At 40.9% G+C, this 25,290-nt stretch carries 20 protein-coding genes; 17 read left to right on the top strand and 3 right to left on the bottom strand.

Going from position 1 to position 25,290, the window contains the following annotated elements; translation table 11 throughout:
• Positions 1–678: 678 nt before the first annotated feature.
• Together E7303_RS09850 and E7303_RS09845 are read left to right on the top strand one after the other, a co-directional pair.
• Positions 679–1,047 carry a hypothetical protein gene (locus E7303_RS09850; RefSeq protein ID WP_292145093.1) on the top strand — a complete coding sequence of 123 codons (369 nt, stop codon included), beginning with the start codon at positions 679–681 and terminating at the stop codon, positions 1,045–1,047.
• Between the two features lie 93 nt (positions 1,048–1,140).
• The gene (locus E7303_RS09845; protein ID WP_292145092.1) at positions 1,141–1,872 is read left to right on the top strand and encodes a hypothetical protein; all 732 of its coding nucleotides are present in this window, start codon (positions 1,141–1,143) and stop codon (positions 1,870–1,872) included.
• A gap of 162 nt (positions 1,873–2,034) precedes the next feature.
• Here E7303_RS09845 and E7303_RS09840 read toward each other — a convergent pair whose 3' ends face one another.
• Positions 2,035–2,979 (bottom strand): DUF4268 domain-containing protein, encoded by a 945-nt coding sequence (locus E7303_RS09840; RefSeq protein WP_292145091.1) that lies wholly within the window; start codon positions 2,977–2,979, stop codon positions 2,035–2,037.
• Positions 2,980–3,170: 191 nt separating this feature from the next.
• The gene (locus tag E7303_RS09835; protein WP_292145089.1) at positions 3,171–3,446 is read right to left on the bottom strand and encodes a hypothetical protein; all 276 of its coding nucleotides are present in this window, start codon (positions 3,444–3,446) and stop codon (positions 3,171–3,173) included.
• Positions 3,447–3,799: 353 nt separating this feature from the next.
• On the opposite strand from E7303_RS09835, the gene iolD reads away from it, so the two are divergent.
• The 14 genes from iolD (at position 3,800) to nagB (ending at position 21,184) form a co-directional block, all read left to right on the top strand.
• Positions 3,800–5,731 (top strand): 3D-(3,5/4)-trihydroxycyclohexane-1,2-dione acylhydrolase (decyclizing), encoded by a 1,932-nt coding sequence (gene iolD / locus E7303_RS09830; RefSeq protein WP_292145088.1) that lies wholly within the window; start codon positions 3,800–3,802, stop codon positions 5,729–5,731.
• A gap of 76 nt (positions 5,732–5,807) precedes the next feature.
• Complete coding sequence (locus E7303_RS09825; RefSeq protein ID WP_292145087.1) at positions 5,808–6,584, top strand: 5-deoxy-glucuronate isomerase; 777 nt, start codon at positions 5,808–5,810, stop codon at positions 6,582–6,584.
• A 130-nt stretch (positions 6,585–6,714) separates the two neighbouring features.
• Positions 6,715–7,611 (top strand): myo-inosose-2 dehydratase, encoded by an 897-nt coding sequence (gene iolE, locus E7303_RS09820; RefSeq protein WP_292145085.1) that lies wholly within the window; start codon positions 6,715–6,717, stop codon positions 7,609–7,611.
• Between the two features lie 80 nt (positions 7,612–7,691).
• Positions 7,692–8,702 (top strand): inositol 2-dehydrogenase, encoded by a 1,011-nt coding sequence (iolG, locus tag E7303_RS09815; protein WP_292145084.1) that lies wholly within the window; start codon positions 7,692–7,694, stop codon positions 8,700–8,702.
• Between the two features lie 14 nt (positions 8,703–8,716).
• Positions 8,717–9,871 (top strand): iron-containing alcohol dehydrogenase, encoded by a 1,155-nt coding sequence (locus tag E7303_RS09810; RefSeq protein ID WP_292145083.1) that lies wholly within the window; start codon positions 8,717–8,719, stop codon positions 9,869–9,871.
• Positions 9,872–10,015: 144 nt separating this feature from the next.
• The gene (locus E7303_RS09805; protein ID WP_292145082.1) at positions 10,016–12,100 is read left to right on the top strand and encodes an ABC transporter substrate-binding protein; all 2,085 of its coding nucleotides are present in this window, start codon (positions 10,016–10,018) and stop codon (positions 12,098–12,100) included.
• Positions 12,101–12,205: 105 nt separating this feature from the next.
• A complete protein-coding gene (locus E7303_RS09800; protein ID WP_242829978.1) occupies positions 12,206–13,294 on the top strand; it encodes an ABC transporter permease in 1,089 nt (362 codons plus the stop codon).
• Positions 13,294–14,412 (top strand): ABC transporter permease, encoded by a 1,119-nt coding sequence (locus tag E7303_RS09795; protein ID WP_292145081.1) that lies wholly within the window; start codon positions 13,294–13,296, stop codon positions 14,410–14,412. Before E7303_RS09800 ends, E7303_RS09795 begins: the two co-directional genes overlap by 1 nt.
• A 13-nt stretch (positions 14,413–14,425) precedes the next feature.
• Positions 14,426–15,523: an ABC transporter ATP-binding protein gene (locus E7303_RS09790; RefSeq protein WP_292145079.1), complete on the top strand. Its 1,098-nt coding sequence runs from the start codon at positions 14,426–14,428 to the stop codon at positions 15,521–15,523.
• Complete coding sequence (locus E7303_RS09785) at positions 15,510–16,517, top strand: ABC transporter ATP-binding protein (RefSeq protein WP_292145078.1); 1,008 nt, start codon at positions 15,510–15,512, stop codon at positions 16,515–16,517. The genes E7303_RS09790 and E7303_RS09785 overlap by 14 nt, the downstream gene beginning before the upstream one ends.
• A gap of 226 nt (positions 16,518–16,743) precedes the next feature.
• Positions 16,744–17,661, top strand: a complete 918-nt coding sequence (locus E7303_RS09780; protein ID WP_292145076.1) for an ABC transporter permease — start codon at positions 16,744–16,746, stop codon at positions 17,659–17,661.
• Positions 17,661–18,527, top strand: a complete 867-nt coding sequence (locus E7303_RS09775) for a carbohydrate ABC transporter permease (protein WP_292145075.1) — start codon at positions 17,661–17,663, stop codon at positions 18,525–18,527. Before E7303_RS09780 ends, E7303_RS09775 begins: the two co-directional genes overlap by 1 nt.
• Positions 18,528–18,664: 137 nt before the next feature.
• Entirely contained in the window at positions 18,665–20,296 is a 1,632-nt protein-coding gene (locus E7303_RS09770; protein WP_292145074.1) for an extracellular solute-binding protein, read from the top strand.
• Between the two features lie 162 nt (positions 20,297–20,458).
• Positions 20,459–21,184 carry a glucosamine-6-phosphate deaminase gene (gene nagB, locus E7303_RS09765; protein WP_292145071.1) on the top strand — a complete coding sequence of 242 codons (726 nt, stop codon included), beginning with the start codon at positions 20,459–20,461 and terminating at the stop codon, positions 21,182–21,184.
• 67 nt (positions 21,185–21,251) lie between these two features.
• Here the strand turns inward: nagB and E7303_RS09760 are convergent, their stop codons facing one another.
• On the bottom strand, positions 21,252–22,862 hold the full coding sequence (locus E7303_RS09760; RefSeq protein WP_292145070.1) for a CTP synthase: 1,611 nt from the start codon (positions 22,860–22,862) through the stop codon (positions 21,252–21,254).
• A 176-nt stretch (positions 22,863–23,038) separates the two neighbouring features.
• On the opposite strand from E7303_RS09760, the gene ftsH reads away from it, so the two are divergent.
• Positions 23,039–25,279 carry an ATP-dependent zinc metalloprotease FtsH gene (gene ftsH / locus E7303_RS09755; RefSeq protein WP_292145069.1) on the top strand — a complete coding sequence of 747 codons (2,241 nt, stop codon included), beginning with the start codon at positions 23,039–23,041 and terminating at the stop codon, positions 25,277–25,279.
• Positions 25,280–25,290: the final 11 nt, after the last annotated feature.

The following is a 25,290-nucleotide window of genomic DNA, read 5'->3' as shown; positions in this document are numbered from 1 at the left end:
CAACGTAAGCTCTATGAGCTTATGGGAGTACCTGTCCCGACATAATCCTTGGTATAAAATGACGGGACTTTAGGTTATTATTTTAACACCTAATCGATTGACTTGCTAAAAGTTGTAAAGACACTGAATTCTTTGAACTCATGTTAACTCATGGATAGTAACATATGTCTAGAAAAACGGCTTTAATATCAAACAAATTTCCAAGATTGTTACTATCGCTATGCCGAAAATAATATACAGGATTTCCTCAGCATACCCATCTGATTCGGTCACGAAAATTGCCACTTCCTAAGCCTAGTCTGTATAAATAATAATTATTTTCATGTCCAGTATCATTATGTAAGTAATCACTTGTAATTATGTTCTTTTTCTCCTACTACATCAAATTATTATGATTAAAAATGATCTCAAATAGTATTACAGAATCATATCACATTAAAAATGTGATGGTTTTATTGTTTTAAAATATTCTTTTTTTAAAAATGATACTTTATGACGTTTTGTTTGCTTTATATGATGTAAGGAATAATTATTTAGATTTGTATTTTTATTATGCAAGTCTTCTTATGGAAAGGAGTTATAAGTGAAAAAGTTTAGATTAAGATGGTTCAAAAAAGTTCTAAAAAGAAATGGTTACCGGTTAGTAGGAATTATTGACTTAGAAGAGGATGATGAATTATGAAAAAAAATAGACATGAGCACACAATTAAAGATCTTGAAAAAGTGCTTTTTTCAGATGAAGTGGAGTGTATACCTGGCAAAAGTCATATTCTGTACGATAAGGCACAAAATTACAAAGAAGCATGTGAACTATTAAAGGTCCTTAGTAAAAGAGGACTTTTATCTTTTAATGCAGATGATCCATTAAGGCCATATTTTCTTCATAGCATATGGATTAAGTGGAATTTTGAGAATATAAATTGCCCTGAGGTGGATACTAAAGACCTGATAGATATATTTGCTAAGATGGATTCCCTTTTACTAGACAATGAAGGGATATCATCTGATTGGCAATTGTCAAGCAAACTATATGTAATGACAGAATAGAAAATATTTAATATGCAATTTTCCATTAATTAAGAATTAACCAAAATAATGGCTAATCGATTGATAAAACAAATAATTTAAGGAGGTTCACTAATGATTGGATTATTATATGTATTATATGTAGTTGGAGCAGCTGTTGTAGATGGAGTTTCTGGAGCAGTAGAAAATCATGAACTCAAAGAACACGGAAGAGAATTGCAGGCTGAAGGAAAGAATCCTGCTGGTATTTATCTTGATAGACATGGTGCTACTAGACTTATTAACACAGGAGAATTATGTAAAGTTGATCCTGCCATAAATGAAAATGAAGGTAAGGATGTTTGTGTAAGAGACATTCATGGTAATGTCATTAGAAATCTCACAGAAGAGAAACGGTCTGTAAAAGCACGTGAAGCAGCAATGGATGGTCGTACAGTCTATCTTTATAATTATAGAGGAAATCATGAATACGATAATTATTATGACGTTAAAAGCTATTGCAAGGGTTCTCAGTATAAAGATTTAGATACTGGAGAGATATATGTTGCAAGAAAATTTTTTATAAAAGATAGAAGAACTGATATTTCATTTTATATGGACTTTGAAGGAAATCTTATAAGAGAGACGGATAGTTATAAGATTTCAAATGAAAAAGTCTTAAATGAAAAGGAAGTTGAAGATTTTATTCTTAAATTTAATGAAGCACAATCAAATGGAAATGGTTGGAAAGGATATAAAAAAGATATTTATCCAACTGATTGCTTTGGTAAGAAAAGAGCACAACCAAGTTGTTTTGCATTAGATCAGTTCTATTGCAATAAAGAAGTAGTATGGGGGGATTGTTAATAGAAGCGTTTATTCTTATCTGCATCCATGCTCCAAGACCACCTGCTGCCTTTAGACATTTTCTGCACAGATATCCATTACAGCCTGCTAATTTATTTGCTGTCATTCCAGCACTTTTTCCACAAATTGCGCATGTAAGCAACGCCACGACCAACCTCTTTCTTACAATATTTTTGCGATGTAAGGTTTAAATAAATTCCTTAAAAAGACTGATCTATCGATAGTTGCATGAATGAGCTCATCGTAATTATCATGATTATCGAAATCCAATCCCGGAATCATTGTAAAAATTCTTGCAGCTTTCCTATTATCAAGCCTCATCCACTTAAGTTCCACATCTCCTGCCTTTTGGTTTATTTCATCCTTGTACTGAGCTAACTTATCATAGAAGTCCTTATTATCTGGAATATAAATCGAAACTCCTATGTACCCTTCAACATTTATAAGAGTGATGGATATATAAGACTGGGAGTTGCCTATAGGCAAATTGCAGTAATGATGTGTTGATACCTTTTTAGGGTTAAATGCTTTGGTCTCTTTTAAGAGCTCCTGAAATCTTGTCCAGAATACTAAACGTTCAGATTGAGAGTACCTAAGTTCATCATTACTATTATTAGAGCCTGCCTTTGAACTCTTGATGAAATCATTAGGACTTTCAACAACCACAAACTTGGCTGCCGGTAATGAATCACCAATCTTGTAGGCGTGTATTTCTAATAGAAAGAAGCCGATATTCTCAGCTGTATTATTGTTAAGCCATTCAATTGCACTTTTGTGCTCTTCCCTTGCTTCACGTACAATCCATACAATGGTCTTAGCGTCAAGTCCGGATGCATATGTAATCAGCTTCCCCAAGTGTTCATGATTAGATGTTTCTAGCTGATTTTCAATAATAATTGTATTGCCAGTTTCGTCTGTTCCAACCAAATCACATCGATATGCGCCCACAGGCTTTTCCTTCTCAACTTCTGTGAGTGATGTGCCTATTTCCTCATTTAACAGTTCAAGATTTTCTGAATGAGAAAGCCACTCAGAAAAATCATACTGTTCATGTGACCATAGTTCTCTAATATCAACTTCTTGAAGCCTACCTATTAGATTTGTCATATATAACCACCCCATCCAATAAATTTTATTCAACTAAATACATTATACCCACAGAAAAAGCAGCCTACAATGAAAACTAACCTGTATAGCTGCTCTAATCATTTCTTGCATTTTTGTCTACCTATTTGTGCTAGAAATTATCAATAAGATGTATCTATAAAATGTTTGAGTCAAGATATAGTAGTATCCACTTATAAATATTGTGTAAACTTGCATTTTATAGGCTTTTTAGAAAGTTTGCTTGCATTTTTTCCAAACAGAAAGTCATCAAGATCTTCTAAAGCCTCTCTCAACTCAAGATTTCTTTCCTGGTCAATATATTTTTCAAGCTGTAATGCCTCCCAATCCTCCGGCTCACATTCCATCGTGTATGACAACTCAAGCAGGTCCCAAAGGAATCTGCTTTTCTTTGTATTCTTATGTGTCATACAATATTGCTCTATTATAATTCGTGAATATTCTTCCATAGTTGCATACAATTCATATTTTAATCACAGTCAAAAATTGCCTTACTCTCTAATCTATGCTTCGATAGAAAACATGATTGACTATTTAAAGAGTAGAAATGAGTATGAAAATGTTGAAGTCTATCGCGATAGCATGAATGAAAATGCTGACAGCATCGTTAGGAAGATAAGTAGAAAATATTATCATTGTCACAAAGATAAAAAATGCAATGTTTTATCCTTGCAAGCATAAAAACCGCGTAGATAATGCTATAAAATAAAAATAAAATGTATGATATGGAGAAGATTTTTGCTCTATATCATATTTTTTTGAGCAAAAACATGGGTATAGCATTTTCATATAGGAGAAGGTTATGGAGAAAACAGTTAAGCTGACAACAGCACAGGCGCTGGTGAGATTCCTTGACCAGCAGTATGTTTCTTTTGACGGAAAAGAGACAAAGTTTGTAGAAGGTATTTTTACTATATTCGGACATGGAATTGCAGTCGGACTTGGGGAAGCCCTTGATCAGAATCCGGGAAAGTTAAAGGTATTTCAGGGGAGAAATGAGCAGGGAATGTGCCACACAGCCTGCGCATTTGCAAAACAGCACAATCGAAGAAAGATCATCGCATGTTCATCAAGCGTTGGCCCCGGTGCTGCAAATATGGTTACAGCCTGCGCTGATGCTACTGTTAATCATATTCCGCTTCTGGTTTTTCCGGCGGACACTTTTGCGTCAAGGCAGCCTGATCCTGTTCTGCAGCAGCTGGAAGTTGATTCATCTCTCGCTGTTACAACAAACGATGCATTTAAGCCAGTGTGCAAGTACTGGGACAGAATAAACAGACCTGAGCAGCTTATGACAGCTATGATAAGTGCCATGAGAGTTTTGACAGACCCGGCTCAGACCGGCGCTGTCTGCATTGCACTTCCTCAGGATATAGAGGGTGAAGCTTACGATTATCCGGAGTACTTCTTTAAAAAGAGAGTCCACAGAATAGTTCGTCAGGCAGCAGCTTTTGAAGAAGTAGCTGATGTTGTTGAGAAGATAAAAAAGGCAAAGAAGCCACTCGTAGTAGTTGGCGGCGGAGCCAAGTATTCTGAAGCCGGCGAAACAATAGAGAAATTCTGCAACTCTTTTAACATTCCATTTGGAGAGACTCAGTCAGGAAAGAGTGCCTGCAAGTCATCTGATCCTATGTGTCTTGGAGGAATCGGAGTAACAGGAACTTCAGCAGCTAACCAGATTGCAAAAAAGGCTGATCTTATAATTGCGCTTGGAACAAGGCTTTCAGATTTCACAACAGGTTCAAAGAGGCAATTTAAGCAGGGTGCGGAAGTTGTGACCATAAATGTAAACCGCTTTGATGCCTACAAGATGGATGGCACAAAGGCAGTTGGCGACTTAAAAGAGACACTTCTTTTGGTGATAAAGGAGCTTTCAAAGAGCAAATATAAGAGTGCCTATAAGGATGAGATTAAATCTGCAAAAGCTAAATGGGACAAAGAGATGGAGCGACTTGGCGGCATTGTTTATACAGGCCCTAAGTTTAAGCCTATGATCGAGGCTCGCGATCCAAGAACACTTCCAGAGTTCCATGAACTTACAAAGGCAACTCTGACTCAGACCGCGGCGATTGCTACAGTCAGAAGATGCATAGACGAGAACGCAACAATAGTTACAGCCGGCGGTTCACTTCCAAGTGATCTTCAGAGAATGTGGACCACAGACGAAAGATGCGGATATCACGCAGAATACGGATATTCCTGCATGGGATATGAAGTTGCTGGAGCTCTCGGCGTAAGACTTGCAGATCCTAAAAAGGAAGTTTACACATTCCTTGGAGACGGAAGTTTCCTCATGCTCCATAGTGAGATTGCAACAGCGATGCAGGAAAGAGCCAAGATAAATATCCTCGTATTTGATAACTGTGGCTTTGGCTGCATCAACAACCTTGAAATGACTCATGGTATGGGCTCAATTGCAACAGAGTTCCGCTATAGAGACAAAAATGGAAAGCTCTCAGGAGACCTTATTCCTATTGATTATGCAATGATTGGAAGAGGATACGGACTTAAGACTTACACAGTAAGAACAGTGGAAGAGCTGGAAGAAGCCCTCAAGGATTCCAAGAAACAGAAAGTTTCAACACTAATAGATCTTAAAGTAATGCCTAAGACTATGACTGATGGCTATGATTCCTGGTGGGATGTAGGACTGGCAGCTGTTTCTGAAAGTAAAAGCGTAAGAGACTGCAGAAAAGAAGTCGAAGAAGGCAGACGCGAAGCAAGAAAATACTAAAAAGTAGTTAAGGCTGAAATGCCAAATGAAAATAAATTTGATTAAAAAGAGTAGTAAGAAAGAAGGGGTTACACATATGGGAAAAGTTTTTGGATATCCTGAGTTTGACGCAAACGGTGAGAAAATCCTGACAACCTATGACAATGATTACAAAGATATGCTTATGGACATCAGAGTTTATCGCATGTCACAGGGACAGACAAAAGAACTACTTAAACCTGAAGAGGAGATGGCAGTTCTTTTGCTCAAAGGAAAGCTCAAATACTCGTGGAATGGGCAGGAAAAAGAGGTTTACAGAAAAGACGTGTTCACTGACGGGCTATATGCTCTTCATGTCTGCAAAAACACAAAGGTTGTGATCGAGGCGGAAAGCGACGCCGAGGTTCTTATTCAGTGCACAGATAATGAAAGAGAATTCGAAGCAAAGTTCTATGATCCGGAGAACACACCTTGGATCTATTCCTGCAAAGATAAATTCGGGGGCACGGCAAAGAGAAGAGTCAGCACTGCGTTCGATTATGAGACAGCGCCATATTCAAACATGGTTCTGGGAGAAGTGTTAAATGACCCGGGCAACTGGTCAGGGTATATTCCACACACTCATCCACAGCCTGAAACCTATTATTTCCTGTTTGATCGTCCGGAAGGATTCGGAGCAAGCTTTGTGGGAGATGAAGTATTTAAGAGCGTTGACGGAAGCTTTTCAGCAATTCCCGGAGGCAAAGTTCATCCGCAGTCCTGCGCACCGGGATTTCAGATGTATACCTGCTGGATGATAAGACATCTGCCGGGCAATCCATGGACCGACAGAATAGATGATGAGCGTTACACTTGGCTTCTACAGAGCACTTGATGAGGTATTTTCGAATCTAGTGCGAGTGATGGGTGAACACTTGGCGAGGTTATTACGAGCCTAGTGAGAATCCCAGTACGATTATAAAGGATAAATCATAAGGGGTAAAAAATTTAAAGGAGAAGGGAAAATGTTAGATAAAAACAAGGTTTCTTTGGGGATAGCACCTATTGGCTGGACCAACGATGATATGCCTGATCTGGGAAAAGAGAATACTTTTGAACAGTGCATTTCAGAAATGGCTCTTGCCGGATTCAAAGGGTGTGAGGTTGGAAGCAAGTATCCAAAGGATGCAGAAATATTGAAGAGAGCACTGGATCTTAGGGGAATACAGGTTTGCAACCAATGGTTTTCATCATTTCTTTTAACAAAACCATATGAAGAGGTGGAGAAGGAATTCATAGCTCAGCTTGAGTTTTTAAAGACTCTTGGAGCAAAGGTTATCGGCGCATCTGAGCAGAGTTATTCCACACAGGGCAAACTTGATCAGCCTATTTTTGTGGATAAGTATGTCATGAACGATGATGAATGGGTAAAACTTACCGACGGACTTAACCGCCTTGGCAAAGTCGCAAAAGAACACGGCATGACACTTACATATCACCATCATATGGGAACAGTAGTCCAGACTGAGGAAGAAATAGACCGTTTCATGGACATGGTAGATCCTGAGCTTGTATACCTCCTCTTTGACTCAGGTCACCTCTCATTTGCAGGCATCGACCCTGAGCCGATACTTAGAAAGTATGTAAAGAGAATAAAACATGTTCATTTGAAGGATATTAGAAAAGAGCGTGTTGAAGAAGCCAGAAAGAATAATTGGAGTTTCCTTAAAGGAGTAAGGGAAGGTGTCTTCACAGTACCTGGCGATGGCGACGTAAACTTTGCACCACTCTTCAAAGTACTCGAAGAATCCGGCTACGAAGGCTGGGTAGTAGTAGAAGCAGAACAAGACCCAGCTAAAGCCAATCCATTCGAATACGCACTAAAAGCAAGAAAGTACATTTCAGAAAAAACAGGACTTTAAGTGCAGATTCTTATAACGATATGTGATTCATAGCAAAAACAACAAAGATAGTGCAACCAACGAAAGGGGAAAGAGACACAATGGTTACAGTTGGAATTATCGGCGCAGGCCGAATTGGAAAGGTACATGTACAGAGCATTACAAATAACGTTCCGGGAGCAAAGATAAAGACACTCGCAGATCCCTTCATGAATGATGAGACGGCCGCTTGGGCTAAAGGAATGGGAATACAGAACGTTACAAAAGACTATAAGGAAATCATAAACGATCCGGAGATCCAGGCAGTACTTATCTGCTCATCAACAGATACTCACGCTCCTATCTCTATCGAAGCAATTAACGCAGGAAAACATGTCTTTTGCGAAAAGCCGATCGATCATGACGTAAGCAAGATCCACGAAGTTATCGATGCACTTAAGGGCAAGAACCTCAAGTATCAGGTGGGCTTCAACAGAAGATTTGATCACAACTTCAAAGCCGTTCAGGCAGCAGTGGCAGCAGGCAAAGTAGGTGATCCTCAGATCATCAAGATCACATCAAGAGACCCTGAACCACCGTCACCTGCATATGTTGCAGTGTCAGGCGGAATGTTCATGGATATGACAATCCACGATTTTGACATGGCAAGATTTCTTGCCGGTTGTGATGCAGAAGAAATCTACGTGCAGTCAGCAGTTTTGGTTGACCCTGAAATTGGAAAAGCAGGCGATGTAGATACCGCAGTTATCACGATCAAGATGAAAAACGGAGCTCTCGTAGTTATTGATAACTGCAGAAAGTCCGTATACGGATATGACCAGAGAGCTGAAGTATTTGGCTCAAAGGGAATGGTCGCAAATGCCAATGATTCACAGTCTAATGTAGTTCTTTCAAACGAACAGGGCGTAACAGGCGAAAAGCCATTATTCTTCTTCCTTGAGAGATACATGCAGGCTTATTCAGACGAGATCAAAGCATTCATTGATGCTGTTGAAAATGATACAGATACAGTTGTTGGCATTGACGACGGACTTAAGCCGGTTCTTATGGCAATGGCAGCTAACCTTTCAGTAAAAGAACACAGACCAGTAAAACTTTCTGAAGTAGAGTAAGGGGGACTTTTGTTATGGCAAAAGAATTTATAGTACCTGGGAAAATAGTTACAGGGAAAGGCAGCCTTAAGGAAGTTGGAAATTATATTGATAACTTCGGGAAAAAGGCACTTATTGTCTGTGACCAGATCACTGAGAAACTTGGAAAGGTAAAAATCGTTACTGATGCTCTTTCCAAGAAGAATATAAAATTTGCAATATTTGATAATTTTCTGGGAGAGCCTACCAACATCATGATCGATGAAGCTCTTTCTATCTACAAGAAGGAAGAATGTGATTTCCTCATCGGAATCGGCGGAGGAAGCGCTCTTGATATCATGAAGGCTGTGGCTGCAATGGATGCTAATCCCGGCAAGATCTCCGACTACATGGGAAAAGAAATATCTGGAATAAAAGCCAAGATGATTGCAATCCCTACAACTGCAGGCACAGGCTCTGAGGCCACTCAGTTTACTATCATTTCGGATGTTGAGTCTGGGGTAAAAATGCTTCTTAAGGGAGCTCAGCTTATTCCTGACGTAGCGATCATTGACCCTGAGCTTACATTTACACTTCCACCTAAAATGACTGCATCAACAGGACTTGATGCCCTCACACATGCAGTAGAAGCCTATACATCAAGAAAAGCACAGGCTCTGACAGATACCTTGGCAATATCTGCAATAAAAAGAATATTCAACTACCTTCCACTTTCATATCACGACGGAGGAAATGACGTAGCCAGAACACAGATGTCTATTGCTGCACTTGAGGCAGGAATGGCATTTAACAATTCAAGTGTAACTCTTGTTCATGGAATGAGCCGCCCAATTGGAGCTCTTTTCCACGTTCCTCATGGAATATCCAATGCCATGCTTTTGGGAGTCTGTCTTGATTATGCAAAAGAGGGAGCAAAGGACAGATTTGCAGATATGGCAAGAGCGATAGGGGCAGCCACTGATGAGGACTCTGATGATAAAGCTGCAGATGCCTTTATGGTACAGATCAGAAAAATCTGCGATGTTTGCCAGATTCCAACTCTTGAAGGCTATGGCATAAACAGAGAGGAATTCTATGCAAGCATCGATAAAATGGCAGAGGATGCAATGATAAGTGGAAGCCCTTCAAACACTATCAGAGAACTTGATGCAGAAGTATTAAAGGGACTGTACCGTAAGATGTATCCATGATCTTTTATTTAATAAAATATTAATAATTGTCATTATGACAAAATATGCAATGTTTTATTAAAAAAAGATAAAATTTTGGCTATATAGTGTGGGAAACCAATGATATCATAATGGTGTTGAAGGTTTTCAAAATAAGGAGGGAATATGAGAAAGAGTACAAGTAATAAAGTATTATCTGCAGTTCTCGTAGCAGCAACATCTGTAACAATGCTTGCAGGTTGTGGTGGGGCAGCTACACCAAGCACTTCAGCAGACACTACACAGAGTTCACAGGCTGAAGCTTCAGTTGCAGAAACTGCTACTGCAGAAGCTACAACAGCAGAGGCTGTGGAGATTTCAGGTTATTCAGAAGCACCTATGCTGGCAGAGCAGGTAACAGCAGGCACACTTCCGGCAGTAGATGAAAGGATTCCTAATGCGGACAACATTTTTGTTGAGACAGCAGATGCTACCGGTGCCAAAATTGAGATCGGTAATTATGGTGGGGTTATCAATCTTGCAGGCGCAGGCGGCGGTTGGGGATTATCAAGACCTACTCTTGAGTCTATCATCCGTTATAACACAGACGGATCTTACTATCCAAACGTTATTAAATCTTTTGAACATAATGATGACTACACAGAATGGACCTTCAAATTAAGAGAAGGCATGAAATGGTCTGACGGTGAGCCATTCACAGCTGACGATATTACATTCTGGTACTACATGTGCCATCTTTCAAATTTCGACAGCAAGAAGAACGGCTGGTCAGCACTTAAGGAAGAAGTAGATGGAGAGGATGCTTATGCAACCCTTACAAAGGTTGATGATTATACAGTAACATGGACATTCGTAAATCCTAAGTATCCAGCTGATTTCATTGAGAACGGCGACTTTAAATGGTGCTGGGCTCCAGCTCACTATTTAAGCGACCTTATTCCTGATTCTGAAGACTTCCCATATGTTGAGAATGAGTACTGGCAGAGCACAGGCCTCTCAGAGGAAGAAGTTCTTGCAAACGCTCAGAAAAAGAACATCGATGCAGCTACAGTTAAGGATTTAGGTAAAGCAGTTGCTTACAACTTCTGGAATACATCAGGAGTTCCTACACTTAACTCATTCGTTCTTTCAACTGTTCCTGGAAACAGTTCAAAGGATGACACACTTTGCATCATGGATCGTAACCCATACTTCTGGAAAGTTGATGCAGCCGGAAACCAGCTTCCATATGTTGATGCACTTCACTTTAACACAACTTCTGAAGATGGACAGGATCTTCTTATGTTCCGTTCAGGAGAGCTTGATATCATCACAATCGCTATGCAGGACATTGCAGCAACAAAGGCTGACCTTGGTGATGCAGCAGAGATTCGTGAATGGGGCACAACAAACTGGGGTAGCTACCAGATCACATTTAACTACACAAACACAGACAAGAATTATGCAGATCTTTTTGCTAACAAGGACTTCCGTGAGGCAATGTCAATCTGCGTAGACAGAGCACAGGTATCACAGCTTCTTACAGATGGATTCCTTGAGCCTGGTCAGGCAGCTCCTGCAGAAGGCAACGTTGGTTATGACGCTGAGTGGGAGACAAAGTGGACTGAATATGATGTTGAAAAGGCACAGAGCCTTCTTGAAGGATGCGGGCTTGTAAAGGGATCTGACGGTTTCTATGATTTTGCAGATGGTTCAGACCTCATGATCACATTCCTTGCATATGATGGCGGCGCTGATGAGTCTTATCCTGTATTCGAGCAGTACTATAAGGCAGTAGGCATCAACTGCGCACTTAAGAACCTTGAAGTTTCAGCATTTGATGAGACAATCGACAATAACGACTGGGTTGCTGTAATGGGACCTCATACATCTATCGGCGGTGCTTCACTTAAGGATAGAGCGGCTCCATTTGTTCCTATCGCACAGGCAGCTGAATGGTATGGCGAGTATGGTACATACTACGCAACAAAGGGTGAACAGGGTGTTGAGCCTACAGGTGATATGGCAAAGCTTGTTGAACTTTATGATAAGTGGCGTCTTACATCCGATGAGGCTGAAAGAGATGGCTATCAGGCTGAGATCTTCAATATCCACAAAGAGAACCTCTGGTCAATTGCATACCTTAAGGCAGAGAATTCTTACGAGATCATTTCTTCAAAGCTTAAGAACTATGCAGATGGTCTTGTATGGGCTGACTGCTACCAGTACGCAAACATGGCTCATTACGAAGTAATGTTTAAGGCAGAGTAATTCTGGGGACAACACAGTAGTATTATTTAAAATAGTACCGGAGGCGTGGTTGGTTTCCACGTCTCCGGATTTTTAAGGAAAGGGACATTTCTAATGGAGGAAAAAGTGGCAAAAAGGAGTTTTGGGGACAGTCTTAAGGCCTTTTTTCAGAAGGATCTTGTTCAGTACATCATCAAGCGTGTACTCATGTTCATTCCAACAATTCTTTTAATCTCAATCTTGGTTTTCTTCGTTATTCAGCTTCCTCCGGGAGACTATGTATCCGCGCATATAGCGGCGCTTGCAACCGAGGGTGAATTAGTAGATGCAGATTATGCGGCATCAATGAGAGCAGACTATGGACTTGATCTGCCTGTTTGGCAGCAGTATTTAAAGTGGGTAAAAGATATTATCTGGACCCCTACAGATTCAGCGTATTACAGACTTTATCATTCACATCACAACTGGAAATATTCTTTTGCATACGGAAGAGATGTGTGGAGTGTAGTTAATGACAGACTGGGGCTGACGATCGGCGTAACAGCTATCATCATGCTGTTCCAGTACCTGGTTTCTATACCTATAGCGGTATATGCAAGTACTCATCAGTATTCTGTTGGCGATTACATATCCGCCATAATCGGATTCTTAGGTACTGCCATACCGAACTTTATTTTGGCAATTGTGCTTATGTATCTCTCCTATAAATGGACGGGAAATGCCAATGTAGGCCTTTTCAGCCAGGAGATGTTACAAAACGGCGTTCATTTATACAATTTCGGTGACTTCTTAAAAAGAATGATCATCCCTATTATCGTAATTGGTACAAGCGGCACCTGCGGAATCATCCGTTCAGTGAGAGCCCAGATGCTTGATGAGGTTGCGCAGCAGTACACACTTACAGCAAGAGCTAAGGGTGTTCCTGAAGGAAAGATCATCATGAAGTACTGCTTCAGAGCAGCTATAAACCCTACTGTATCAGGCCTTGGCGGAGTTCTTTCAAGCCTGTTCTCAGGATCTACAGTAACAGCTCTTGTGCTTAACATGCAGATTCAGGGACCTGTACTTTATAAGGCTCTTCAGTCTCAGGATATGTACCTTGCAGGTGCAATCGTTATGATCCAGGCAGTCCTGGTCGTTATCGGAGTTCTTTTGTCTGATATAGCCCTCGCCTTCCTTGATCCAAGAATCAGATATTCAGGAGGTAACAGATAATGGCAAAAAGTACTAAGTCAAAAGAAGATTATTATCTTGCCTCCCAGTGGACTCTGATGGCAAGAAAGCTTAAAAAGCATAAACTTGCTCAGGTTTCATTTATTATTTTGGCAGTTCTTTACATTGGAGCACTGTTTGCAGATTTCCTTGCACCATATTCACTTGATGAGTTCGACGGACTGTACAGGAACTCAGCTCCAACGGAGATTTACACTATTTTCAATGACGAGCATGTAGGCCCCCATGTTTACAAGCTTGCAAAGACTATTGATAAAAAGACATTTGAAGTAAAACTTGAACCTGATCTTTCTGAATACTACAAGATTGAATGGTTTGTTCACGGAACTGAATATAAGATATTAGGTCTTTTCCCGTGTGACCTTCATCTCTTTGGTGTGGGCGAAGGCTCAAATGGAGGAACAGGAGCAAAAATATTCCTCTTCGGAGCAGATTCACTTGGACGAGATATCTTTTCCAGAGTGCTTTTGGGAGCAAGGATTTCCCTTTCAATCCCATTTGCCAGCGCATTCATAAGCTTTTTTCTGGGCGTTGCTATTGGTTCGATTTCAGGATATTTTGGTGGCGTTATAGATATCATAATTCAGAGAATAATAGAGGTTATAGGAGCTGTGCCTCAAATCCCACTTTGGATGGCGCTTTCAGCAGCTATCCCTGCAGGAATCTCTACAGTTAAGATGTATTTCTACATGACGATCATTCTTTCCTTCATTAACTGGACAGGAATGGCCAGAGTAGTAAGAGGTAAGTTCCTTTCACTTAAGAATGAAGATTACGTTATGGCTGCAAGAATATCAGGTGTGTCAACATGGAAGATAATCTGGAAGCATCTTGTTCCGGGCTTTATGAGCTACCTTATCGTATCGCTGACCCTTGGAATTCCAGGATCTATCGTAGGTGAGACATCAATGTCATATCTAGGCCTTGGTATCAAGTCACCTGCAACAAGCTGGGGCGTTCTTCTTCAGGAAGCCAGTTCAGTAACAGATGTGGCAGCAAACCCACACAAGCTTATTCCAATTATTTTCGTTACTATCACAGTTTTGGCATTTAACTTCCTTGGCGATGGAATGAGAGATGCAGCTGATCCATACAAGTAATCGGGAGGAACCTATGGAAAAAGATAACATTATAGAAGTTAAGGACCTCCATGTAGACATAAAGATGATGGAAGGTACTCTTACACCTGTAAGAGGCGTAAACTTCGAAATAAAGCGCGGCGAGACCCTTGGTCTTGTAGGCGAGTCAGGCTGCGGCAAATCAATCACATGCAAATCAATTCTTGCGATCAATGACAGAAAGTGCACACCTCATGGCGAGATCATGTTCAGAAATGAGGATGACACTGAAGTGGATATTCTTAAGATGGATCCAAAGGGAAAAGAAATAAGAAATATCCGTGGAAAGCAGATCTCAATGATATTCCAGGAGCCAATGGTGGCTTTTTCACCTATGTACACTATTGGAAACCAGATCACTGAGGCAACTCTTTTGCATATAACTAAGGATAAAAAGAAGGCAAAAGAGATTTCCCTTGAAGTCATGAGAAAAGTCGGAATCGCAAATGTGGAAAAGAGATACAATCAGTATCCACACGAGTTCTCCGGCGGTATGCTTCAGAGAGCCCTCATAGCAATGGCGCTTGTATGTAATCCAAAGCTTTTGATCGCCGATGAACCTACAACAGCTCTGGATGTGACAATTCAGGCTCAGATCCTTGAGCTGATGAAGGAGCTTCAAAAAGAGTTCAATATGGCCATTTTGTTCATCACACACGACCTGGGCGTAGTTGCAAGGATGTGCGACAGAGTGGCAGTTATGTACCTTGGAAAAGTTGTAGAAACAGGCGATTCCAAGACAATATATGCAAATCCTCAGCACCCATATACTCGCGGACTTATGGGTTCTGTTCATAAGATTGGCGGAAGAAAAGATGAGAGATTGTTCTCAATTGAAGGAACAGTTCCTCTTGCCATGAACCTTCCAAAACAGTGCGGATTCTATGACAGATGCGACTGCAGGATTGAGGGACTTTGCGATAAGGCAGAGCCTGAACTTGTTGAGATAGAGCCAGGACATAAGATTGCATGCTTTAACTGCTCTAATCCTGCTTGTCAGGCACATAGAGCTGAAGTTGAAAAGAGGCTTGCAGAAGAGGCAGCAAATCCTGTTGAGCCAGATGAGGGAGGAAAAAAGCGTGGAAAAAGATAATATTTTAGAAGTAAAGCATCTCCACAAGCGCTTTACCTCCAAGAATGTCACTGTTAAAGCAGTTACAGATGTTTCTTTTAGCGTAAGAGAAGGAGAGACAATAGGAATTGTTGGAGAGTCCGGCTGTGGAAAGACAACTCTTGGAAGATGCATTGTCAGAGCATACGATGCCTCAGAGGGAGAGGTCTTTTACCGGACAGAATCAGGAGAAGAAGTAGATTTCCTGAAAGTTGATAAAAAGAAGATGAAGGGAATCCGCAAGGAAATCCAGATGATCTTCCAGGATCCGTATTCATCTCTTGACCCAAGAATGACCGTACTTGATATCATAAAGGAGCCTCTAAAGGCCAACTATCCCAAGATGCCTGACAGCCAGATGGATCAGATGGCAAAAGAAATGGCAGAGAAGGTAGGGCTTAATCCTGCTTATCTTATGAGATATCCACATGCATTTTCGGGTGGTCAGAGACAGCGTATCGGTATTGCAAGAGCGCTGGTAATAAAGCCAAAGATCATTGTCTGTGATGAGGCTGTTTCAGCTCTTGACGTTTCAATCCAGGCACAGGTAATAAACCTTCTTAAGGATTTACAGAAAGAAATGAAGCTCACTTATATCTTCATTTCCCATGACTTGTCTGTAGTTGAGCATATATCTGACAGAGTTGGTGTTATGTACCTTGGCAAAATGGTTGAATACGGCGAGACAGAGCAGATCTTCACACATCCAAAGCACCCATATACAGAGGCTTTGATGTCAGCTGTTCCTGTTGCTGATCCAAACTTTATCCAGGAGAGAATACCTCTTAAAGGAGAGATTCCTAACCCGGCCAATCCACCAAGTGGATGCTATTTCCATACACGTTGCAGATATTGCACTGAAAAGTGTAAGGAGTGTACTCCTGAGTATTTTGAGATTGAAAAGGGACACTATGTAGCCTGCAGTCTTGCAAATGAATTAAGCCTTCGCGGTTTTAGTTATGAGGAAACAAAATAATTAGTATCATAGTTTTGGGGCAGATGAACAAAAGTTTATCTGCCTTTTTTGTGCATATTTTTAGCCAAAACAAAAAATGCAATGTTTTAGAGTAATAATAGCAAATTATCTATAGTTTCTTATTCATGACATGAGTAAAATAATAATATACAATGATAAAGTAATAAAGAATTATCATTATATCGGCAATATTGGTTTTAAAAACAGGGGTTAGGAAAGAGAGACTATGAAAAAAGATAAGAAGGGTAAAGTAAAAGTCTATTTAAGAAATAACTGGCAGCTGTATCTTATGCTGATAATTCCGGTTATCTATATGATTCTTTTCAAGTACAAACCAATGCTCGGAGTAATAGTAGCATTTAAGAAGTTCAACGTATTTAAAGGCATCTGGAACAGCCCATGGATTGGACTTGCAAACTTCAAAGAGGCCTTTACATCAAAGGATTTCTGGAGTGCACTGAAGAATACTCTGGTATTGAACATTGGTGATCTTATTATTGGATTCCCATTCCCGATTTTCTTGGCAATCTTTTTAAATGAGCTGAGAAGTGAAGGTGTAAGAAAGACAACACAGACACTTTTGTATCTGCCTAACTTCCTTTCATGGGTTATCATTTCTGGTATTGTTACACAGCTCTTTTCAAATTCAGGACTTGTTAACAACCTTATCGTAGCACTTGGCGGCGAGAGTGTATCATTCCTTAGCAACTCATTTATCTGGAGATTTGTATACTGGATCATGGGTGTATGGCAGGGAGCCGGCTACTCACTTATTGTTTATCTTGCAGCGCTGATGGCGGCAGATGCTTCACTTGGTGAGGCTGCTTATATCGACGGAGCTACAAGACTTCAGAGAATATGGCATGTTACACTGCCTCAGATTTCATCTACAATAACAGTTCTTCTTATCATGCAGATCGGAAGACTTGTAAACATCAGTTTTGACAGACCATATATGATGGGAAATACCCTGGTAAGAGACGCTTCTGATGTTATCAGTACCTACGTTTATTCAGTTGGTCTTGCGGCAGGAAGATTCGATTTCGCTACAGCTGTAGGTCTTTTCCAGACAGTTGTCGGAATAGTTCTTGTCTTTGCAGCTAATGCTGTTATCAAAAAAATGGGACAGGAGGGAATCATGTAATGAGCGCCATCAATAGTAAAAACGAGAGAATATTCCAGTTCTGCTGGACAGCATTTTTCATAATAATCACATGTATAGCAATGGTTCCTATTCTGCGAGTACTTGCTGTATCACTCAGTGGAAAGAACGCGATCCTTGCAGGTAAAGTATTTATCTTACCTGTTGACCTTACTACAGAAGCTTATACAAGAGCACTTCAGAGCGGAAGCTTTGTAAATGCTTTCTGGTATTCAATAGTTCTGATGCTTGCATCAACTGTTATAAATCTTCTTATGACTGTTCTTGCTGCTTACCCTCTTTCAAAGAAAGGGCTTGTAGGCGGAAAGATAATTATGACAATGTTCGTTCTTACAATGTACTTACACCCCGGTGTAATTCCTGAGTACTTGAACGTAAGAGATTTTAAGATGATCGATACAGTCTGGGCACTTATTATTCCGGGCGCGCTCAGTGCTTATAACATGATCATCATGTGCAACGCATTTAAAGGTATTGACGAAGCCATCTATGATGCAGCCAAGATTGACGGATGCAGTGAGGCGAGGTGCCTTATAAGCGTTATCCTTCCACTTGTTTATCCTACACTTGCAACACTTGGTCTTTTCTACGCAGTAGGAAGATGGAACGGAATCAGTGATGTTCTCTACTACATCAACTCATCCAAATACTTCACAGTACAGATGGTACTTAAGCAGTTCGTTGAGTCCATCAATGTATCTGTAGAAGAGGGACTTCAGACTAACCTTGTAGCAGAAAATATCAAGGCAGCCAGCATTGTAATTTCAATGCTCCCTATGCTTATCGTATATCCATTCGTACAGAAATTCTTTACAAAGGGCATAATGGTTGGTGCGGTAAAGGGCTGAGCTGTGAGAACCTGCTGAGGTCTTATCGAAGCTGGTTCGAACGTGTTAAACCGAACGTAGTGAGGTTTAACTTCCTCATTACAAAAAGAATGTAACTCTAAGCGAGTTCAGATTTATTTTCTAAAAGGAGGATTCAAATGAAAAAGAAACTATTGGCAACAGTACTTAGTGCAGCAATGGTCGTTGGAGCAATGACAGGTTGCGGAAGCACAGCAGAAACAACAGCAGACACAACAACTCAGACTGATACAACAACTCAGACAACTGAAGCTACAACATCTACAGAGACTGCAGCAACTGAAGATCTTAAGGGAGATGAAGTTGATATCACAGTTATGGTTTGGGACAGAGGAAATGCGGCCCCTAACACAACAACTGAGAATAATGCCCTTACACAGTGGATCCAGCAGCAGATGAAAGATCTTTATAACATTAACGTTTCATACGTTTCTGTTCCAAGATCAGAGTCAGATGACAAAGTTAACATTATGATGTCAGGTGGAACAGCTCCTAATATCGTAATGACATATTCACAGGATCTTTTCTACAATTACGCATCAAGCGGAGCTTTAAGAGATCTTTCAGATCTTTACAAGCAGTATGGTTCAAACATTGAGCAGTACTGTGGAGAAGCTCAGACAGGTATCGCTGATCTTGGTGATCAGAAGTTCGCTGTTATGAAACAGAGAGGAACAGAAAATGCCCGTCACACAGCTTATATCCGTAAGGATTGGCTTGACCAGCTTGGAATGGAAGTTCCTAAGACAAAAGAAGAACTTGGCAAGTACCTCTATGCTGTAAAGGATGCAGGACTTGGCACACCTTGGGGCATGAGCGGACGTGCTGATACAGAGAAGATGTATCTTAACTTCCTTGGATCTTATGTAGATATTCCGGATGACAAGTTTGCTTACACATATGCTGAAGCATATATGGCAGTTGCTCCTGGAGCAAAGGATGGCCTCAAACAGCTCAACACATGGTACAACGATGGTCTTATCACTCAGGACTTCCCAACAGATACAGATGAGTCTGTATTCCTTGCAGATGTAGCAAACGGCAATATTGGATTTGTTCTTGATGATACAACACATATTTGGGATTCAACAGCAGTTCTCAACACAACACTTGGCGCTGAAGATGCTTCATTCATCCCTGTACAGTGCTTCGATCTTCCAGACGGATCATACAGAACACCTTATGAGTACAGATATGCTATGTTCGTAATGATTCCTCAGGAGACAACTTCTGATGAGCAGGCAGTAGCATGCATGAAGTACCTCAACTGGCTTGCAGATCCAGCAAACGCAGTTCAGGTTCGTTACACACCAGACCTCACATACAACGAGCTTGGCGTAGCTGTAGAGCCTTCAACAGCTGATAAGGAAGCTAAGGGATATCCTGGAACATGTGATGATCTTTGTATCATGAACCTTAACTTTGATTGGGTAAACAACTATGACACAATGGCAGAGTCAAACTACCAGACACAGGAGCAGGATTGGGCTTCAGTTGACTGGTACAAGAACTACTACACAGTTTGCCAGACTGGTAAGTATCGTTTCCCTGTATACGGATATGTTTCTGATGAGCAGGCTACATACGGAACAGATATAAAGAACAAGATGCTTTCATTTGTTTACACATGTATCTGTGCTCCTGCAGATCAGTTTGAATCTGTTTACGAGAGCGGATATCAGGAACTTGTTAATTCAGGACTTCAGAAGATCCTTGATTCAAGAGCTGCATACTACGATTCAATCAACTGATATATAGATACTTAGAGAAGGTATATATATATAAGAGGGGCTGTCTAACGGCAGCCCCTTTACAATGCAAAAAGTAAAACGCTTATCGGATATACGATGATATAGATATGATATATAATACTATTGTAGGGGTTATGTAAACTGGGATGTGAGGAGGAAAGCATGGAGATAGTAAGAACAAAAGATTATGGCGAACTAAGTAGAAAGGCAGCAAACATACTGGCATCACAGATTATTTTGAAACCGGACAGTGTTCTTGGGCTTGCAACTGGTTCTTCACCAATAGGGTTGTATGAGCGCCTTGTAGAGATGTACAAGGCTGGAGATTTGGATTTTTCTTTAATAAGGACAGCTAATCTTGATGAATATGTAGGTCTTGATCCACAAAATGATCAGAGCTACAAATACTTTATGAATTCAAACCTTTTTTCTAAGGTTAATATAGATTTAAACAACGTCAATATTCCCGATGGGACCAACAAAGATGCGGAAGGCGAGTGTGACCGCTATGAGAAGGCTATTGAGGCTTTGGGAGGAATTGATCTGCAGCTCCTTGGAATAGGTAATAACGGCCACATAGGATTTAATGAGCCGGCAGATTTTTTCCCGGCTAAAACACATATTGTTGATCTTACAGAGAGCACAATAGAGGCAAACAAGAGATTTTTTGCCGACATATCATTAGTGCCGAGACAGGCTTACACCATGGGTATTGGAACCATTATGAAGGCTAAAAAGATTGTCATGGTGGCAAATGGAGAGAAGAAAGCACCGATTATAAAAGAGGCCTTCTTTGGAAAGATAACACCACAGGTTCCTGCTTCAATACTTCAGCTTCATCCCGACTTTACGCTTGTAGCTGATGAAGCAGCGCTGTCTCTGATTTAATACATCTGTAAAAAATAGCACCTATCTTCCGGTAGAAGATAAGTGCTATTTTATATCTTGTTCGGTATCATCTCTTTTCTTCGTGTTCAAGTGAAGCCTTGATGAATCCGGAGAAGAGTGGATGTGGTCTGTTTGGACGGGACTTTAGCTCTGGGTGAGCCTGAGTTGCCATGTGGAAATCGTTGGATGGAAGTTCGATCATCTCAACAATTCTGCCATCTGGTGACATACCGCAAAGCTTTAAGCCGTTCTGTACCAGAACATTTCTGTAGTCATTGTTTACTTCGTATCTGTGACGATGACGCTCTGTTATGTTCTCTGTACCAAAAAGCTCATATGCCTTAGACTCTTTGTCGAGAACACATGGGTATGAACCAAGACGAAGTGTTCCACCGATATCTTCAACACCGTTCTGATCAGGTAAAAGAGCTATCATAGGATGTGTTGTATTAGGATCAAATTCGATAGAATGAGCATCCTTATATCCGATAACATCACGTGCAAACTCAACAATAGCCAGCTGCATTCCAAGGCAAAGACCAAGGAATGGGATGTTGTTCTCACGAGCATATTTAATAGAAGAGATCATACCTTCTATTCCACGATCACCAAAACCACCAGGAACGATGATTCCGTCTACATCTGAAAGGATTTCAGCTACATTGTCATCATTAACTGTCTCTGAATCAACCCACTTGATATCTACAGCAGTCTGATTGGAGATTCCGCCGTGCTTAAGAGCTTCTACAACGCTGATGTAAGCATCGTGAAGCTGAGTATATTTACCAACAAGTGCAACCTTAACTTCGTGCTTAAGTGAGTAGAGAGTGTCTACCATTGCCTTCCAGTCTGTAAGGTCTGGCTCAGGGCAATCAAGATTAAGGCACTCACAGGCAACCTGTGCCAAATGCTCTTTTTCCATTGCAAGAGGAGCTTCATACAGATATTCAAGGTCAAGGTTGTTGAGAACGTGGCTGCTTGGTACATTACAGAAAAGAGCTATCTTGTCCTTTGTATCCTGATCAAGTTCAACCTCACTTCTGCAGACAATTACGTCTGGCTGAAGACCCATTCCCTGCATTGTTTTAACAGCTGACTGAGTTGGTTTTGTTTTGATTTCCTGTGAAACGCGAAGATAAGGAATAAGTGATACAAGGATGAGCATTGCGTTTTCGTGTCCGACTTCGTGCTGGAACTGTCTGATAGCTTCAAGGAAAGGCTGGCTTTCGATGTCGCCGACTGTTCCGCCGACTTCTATGATTGCAATTCTTGTATCATCATCGGTGAAGTTTCTATAGAATTTACTCTTAATCTCATTAGTAATGTGAGGAATAACCTGTACTGTGCGTCCGCCATAGTCACCGCGGCGCTCTTTCTGAAGAACGGACCAGTAAATCTTACCGGTTGTAACGTTAGAATTCTTATCAAGATTCTCATCTATGAATCTTTCATAGTGGCCAAGATCAAGGTCAGTTTCAGTACCATCTTCAGTGACGAAAACTTCGCCGTGCTGAACAGGGTTCATTGTTCCGGGGTCAATGTTGATGTAGGGGTCAAACTTCTGCATTGTAACTTTATATCCGCGGGCCTTTAATAGCCTGCCAAGCGAAGCGGCAGTTATCCCCTTTCCCAGACCTGATACAACACCACCAGTCACAAAGATATACTTTACAGCCATTTTTGATTCCTCCTGCGTGATTTAATAAAACTTTCAGAGATTAAGAATTAATTGTAATTGAATTATTGAATTGTACTCTATATAATAGTATGATACGGTGCTATGAAAATATCATTTTAATTATAGCACAAACAGGTTGTAGTATAACATAACACGTTAGAGAATGGAATTAAAAAATGGATAATAATCAAAATCAGAGAAATAATAACCCTCTTGGAGGGGGAAACAATTCTCCAAGACGCCAAAATATAATACTTCTTTTGGTGGCAGCCCTGGTAACAATGGTTTGCATGACATATTTTTTGAGAGCTTTTTCTGAGAATACCAACAGAGAAGTTACCTACACCGAATTCATTAATATGGTAGATAAAGGTGAAGTAGAAAAAATAGTCATCGAAAGTGACAGGATCGATATCTATCCAAAGGAGAATAAATCCGAAGACCAGCTTGGAATCGGATACTACTATTGGACAGGCAATTCCTATGTGACATATTACACAGGTAAGGCTGAAGAGGATAGCGTTCTTACACAGAGAATGCTTGAGGCTGGCGTTGAAGTCAGCAGTGAAGTGCCTGACAGCTCAGGACTTATCCTTGCCTTTATTATTCAGTATGTTGCTCCAATCCTTCTTCTTTGGCTCATTCTTTCAGTTATCTTCAGAAGAATGGGTAAAGGCGGTGGACCACTCAGCGTTGGAAAGAGCAATGCTAAGGTTTATGTTCAGAAAGAAACAGGTATTACCTTTAAGGATGTAGCAGGTGAAGATGAGGCAAAAGAGTCTCTTGTAGAAGTGGTAGACTTCCTTCATAACCCTGCAAAATATGCAAAGATCGGTGCTAAACTCCCAAAGGGAGCTCTTCTTGTAGGACCTCCAGGAACAGGTAAGACACTTCTTGCAAAAGCTGTAGCCGGTGAGGCTCATGTACCATTTTATTCACTTGCAGGTTCAGATTTCATCGAGTTGTATGTTGGTGTGGGTGCCAGCCGTGTAAGAGATCTTTTTAGCGAAGCAAGTAAGAACGCACCTTGTATCATCTTTATTGATGAGATCGATGCTATCGGTAGAAGCCGTGACAGTAAGTACGGCGGTGGCAATGAGGAAAGAGAGCAGACTCTTAACCAGCTCCTTTCAGAGATGGACGGATTTGATTCATCAAAGGGTGTACTTATCCTTGGTGCAACTAACAGACCTGAAATCCTTGATAAAGCCCTTCTTCGTCCCGGACGTTTTGACAGACGTATCATCGTTGATAAGCCTGACCTTAAGGGAAGAGAAGAAATCCTCAAAGTTCATTCAAAAGACGTTAAGATGGATGAGACAGTTGATCTTAAGGGTATTGCCCTTGCAACAAGCGGAGCTGTAGGTTCAGACCTTGCTAACATGATCAACGAAGCTGCTATCAACGCAGTTAAAGCTCACAGAGAATATGTATGCCAGCAGGATCTTATGGAAGCTGTTGAGCAGGTACTTGTAGGAAAAGAAAAGAAAGACCGCATCCTCAGTAAAGAAGAGCGTAAGATCGTTTCTTACCACGAAGTTGGACATGCTCTTATCAGTGCAGTTCAGAAGAACACAGAGCCAGTGCAGAAGATCACTATCGTTCCCAGAACAATGGGAGCTCTTGGTTATGTAATGCAGGTTCCAGAGGATGAAAAATACCTTCAGACAAAAGATGAGATCATAGATGACATCATTGTTTCACTCGGCGGAAGAGCTGCAGAAGAGGTAATCTTCAACACAGTAACAACAGGTGCTGAGAACGATATTGAGAAGGCTACCAACATGGCCCGCAGCATGATCACTATGTTTGGTATGAGCGACAGATTCGGACTTATGCAGCTTGAATCTGTACAGAACAGATACCTCGATGGAAACAGAGTTCTTAATTGCAGCGATCAGACAGCGGCACTTGTGGATGAGGAAGTTAAAAAACTCCTTGCTGACTGCTACGAGAAGGCTAAACAGATCATCAGAGAACACCTTGATGCAATGGACAAGATTGCTCAGTTCCTTATTGAGAAAGAGACTATCACAGGTAAAGAGTTCATGAAGATTTACCGTGAGGTTTGCAATATCCCTGAACCTACAGAGGAAGAGGCAGAGGCAGCAAAGCATGGCAGAATCTATGCAACTCGTGCTGAGTCAGCCCTTGTAGGAGAGAATGTTCCTATTAAGAGTAAGGAAGAGAAAAAGCAGACTCCTGAAACAGAGGAAACTTCTGAACCAGTTCAGCAGACTGCTTATGAGGCACCACAGAGTATTTTCGAGCCCGAGAGTTCTTTTGACAGTGCGGAAGAGAAAAATGCAGCAGAGCAGGAAGCAGAAGCTCCTCATGAAGAGCAGCCACAGGATGAGCAGGCACAGCCTCAGGGCGGTGGATTGTTTTCACATGTACCAAGTGATTTCGACAAGTGATAAAGAATTAT

The organism is Butyrivibrio sp., assembly GCF_015056685.1.
Taxonomy (GTDB): Bacteria; Bacillota; Clostridia; order Lachnospirales; family Lachnospiraceae; genus Butyrivibrio.
Note: the sequence above shows the minus strand (reverse complement) of the source record. Positions and strands in the feature narration are given on the sequence as shown.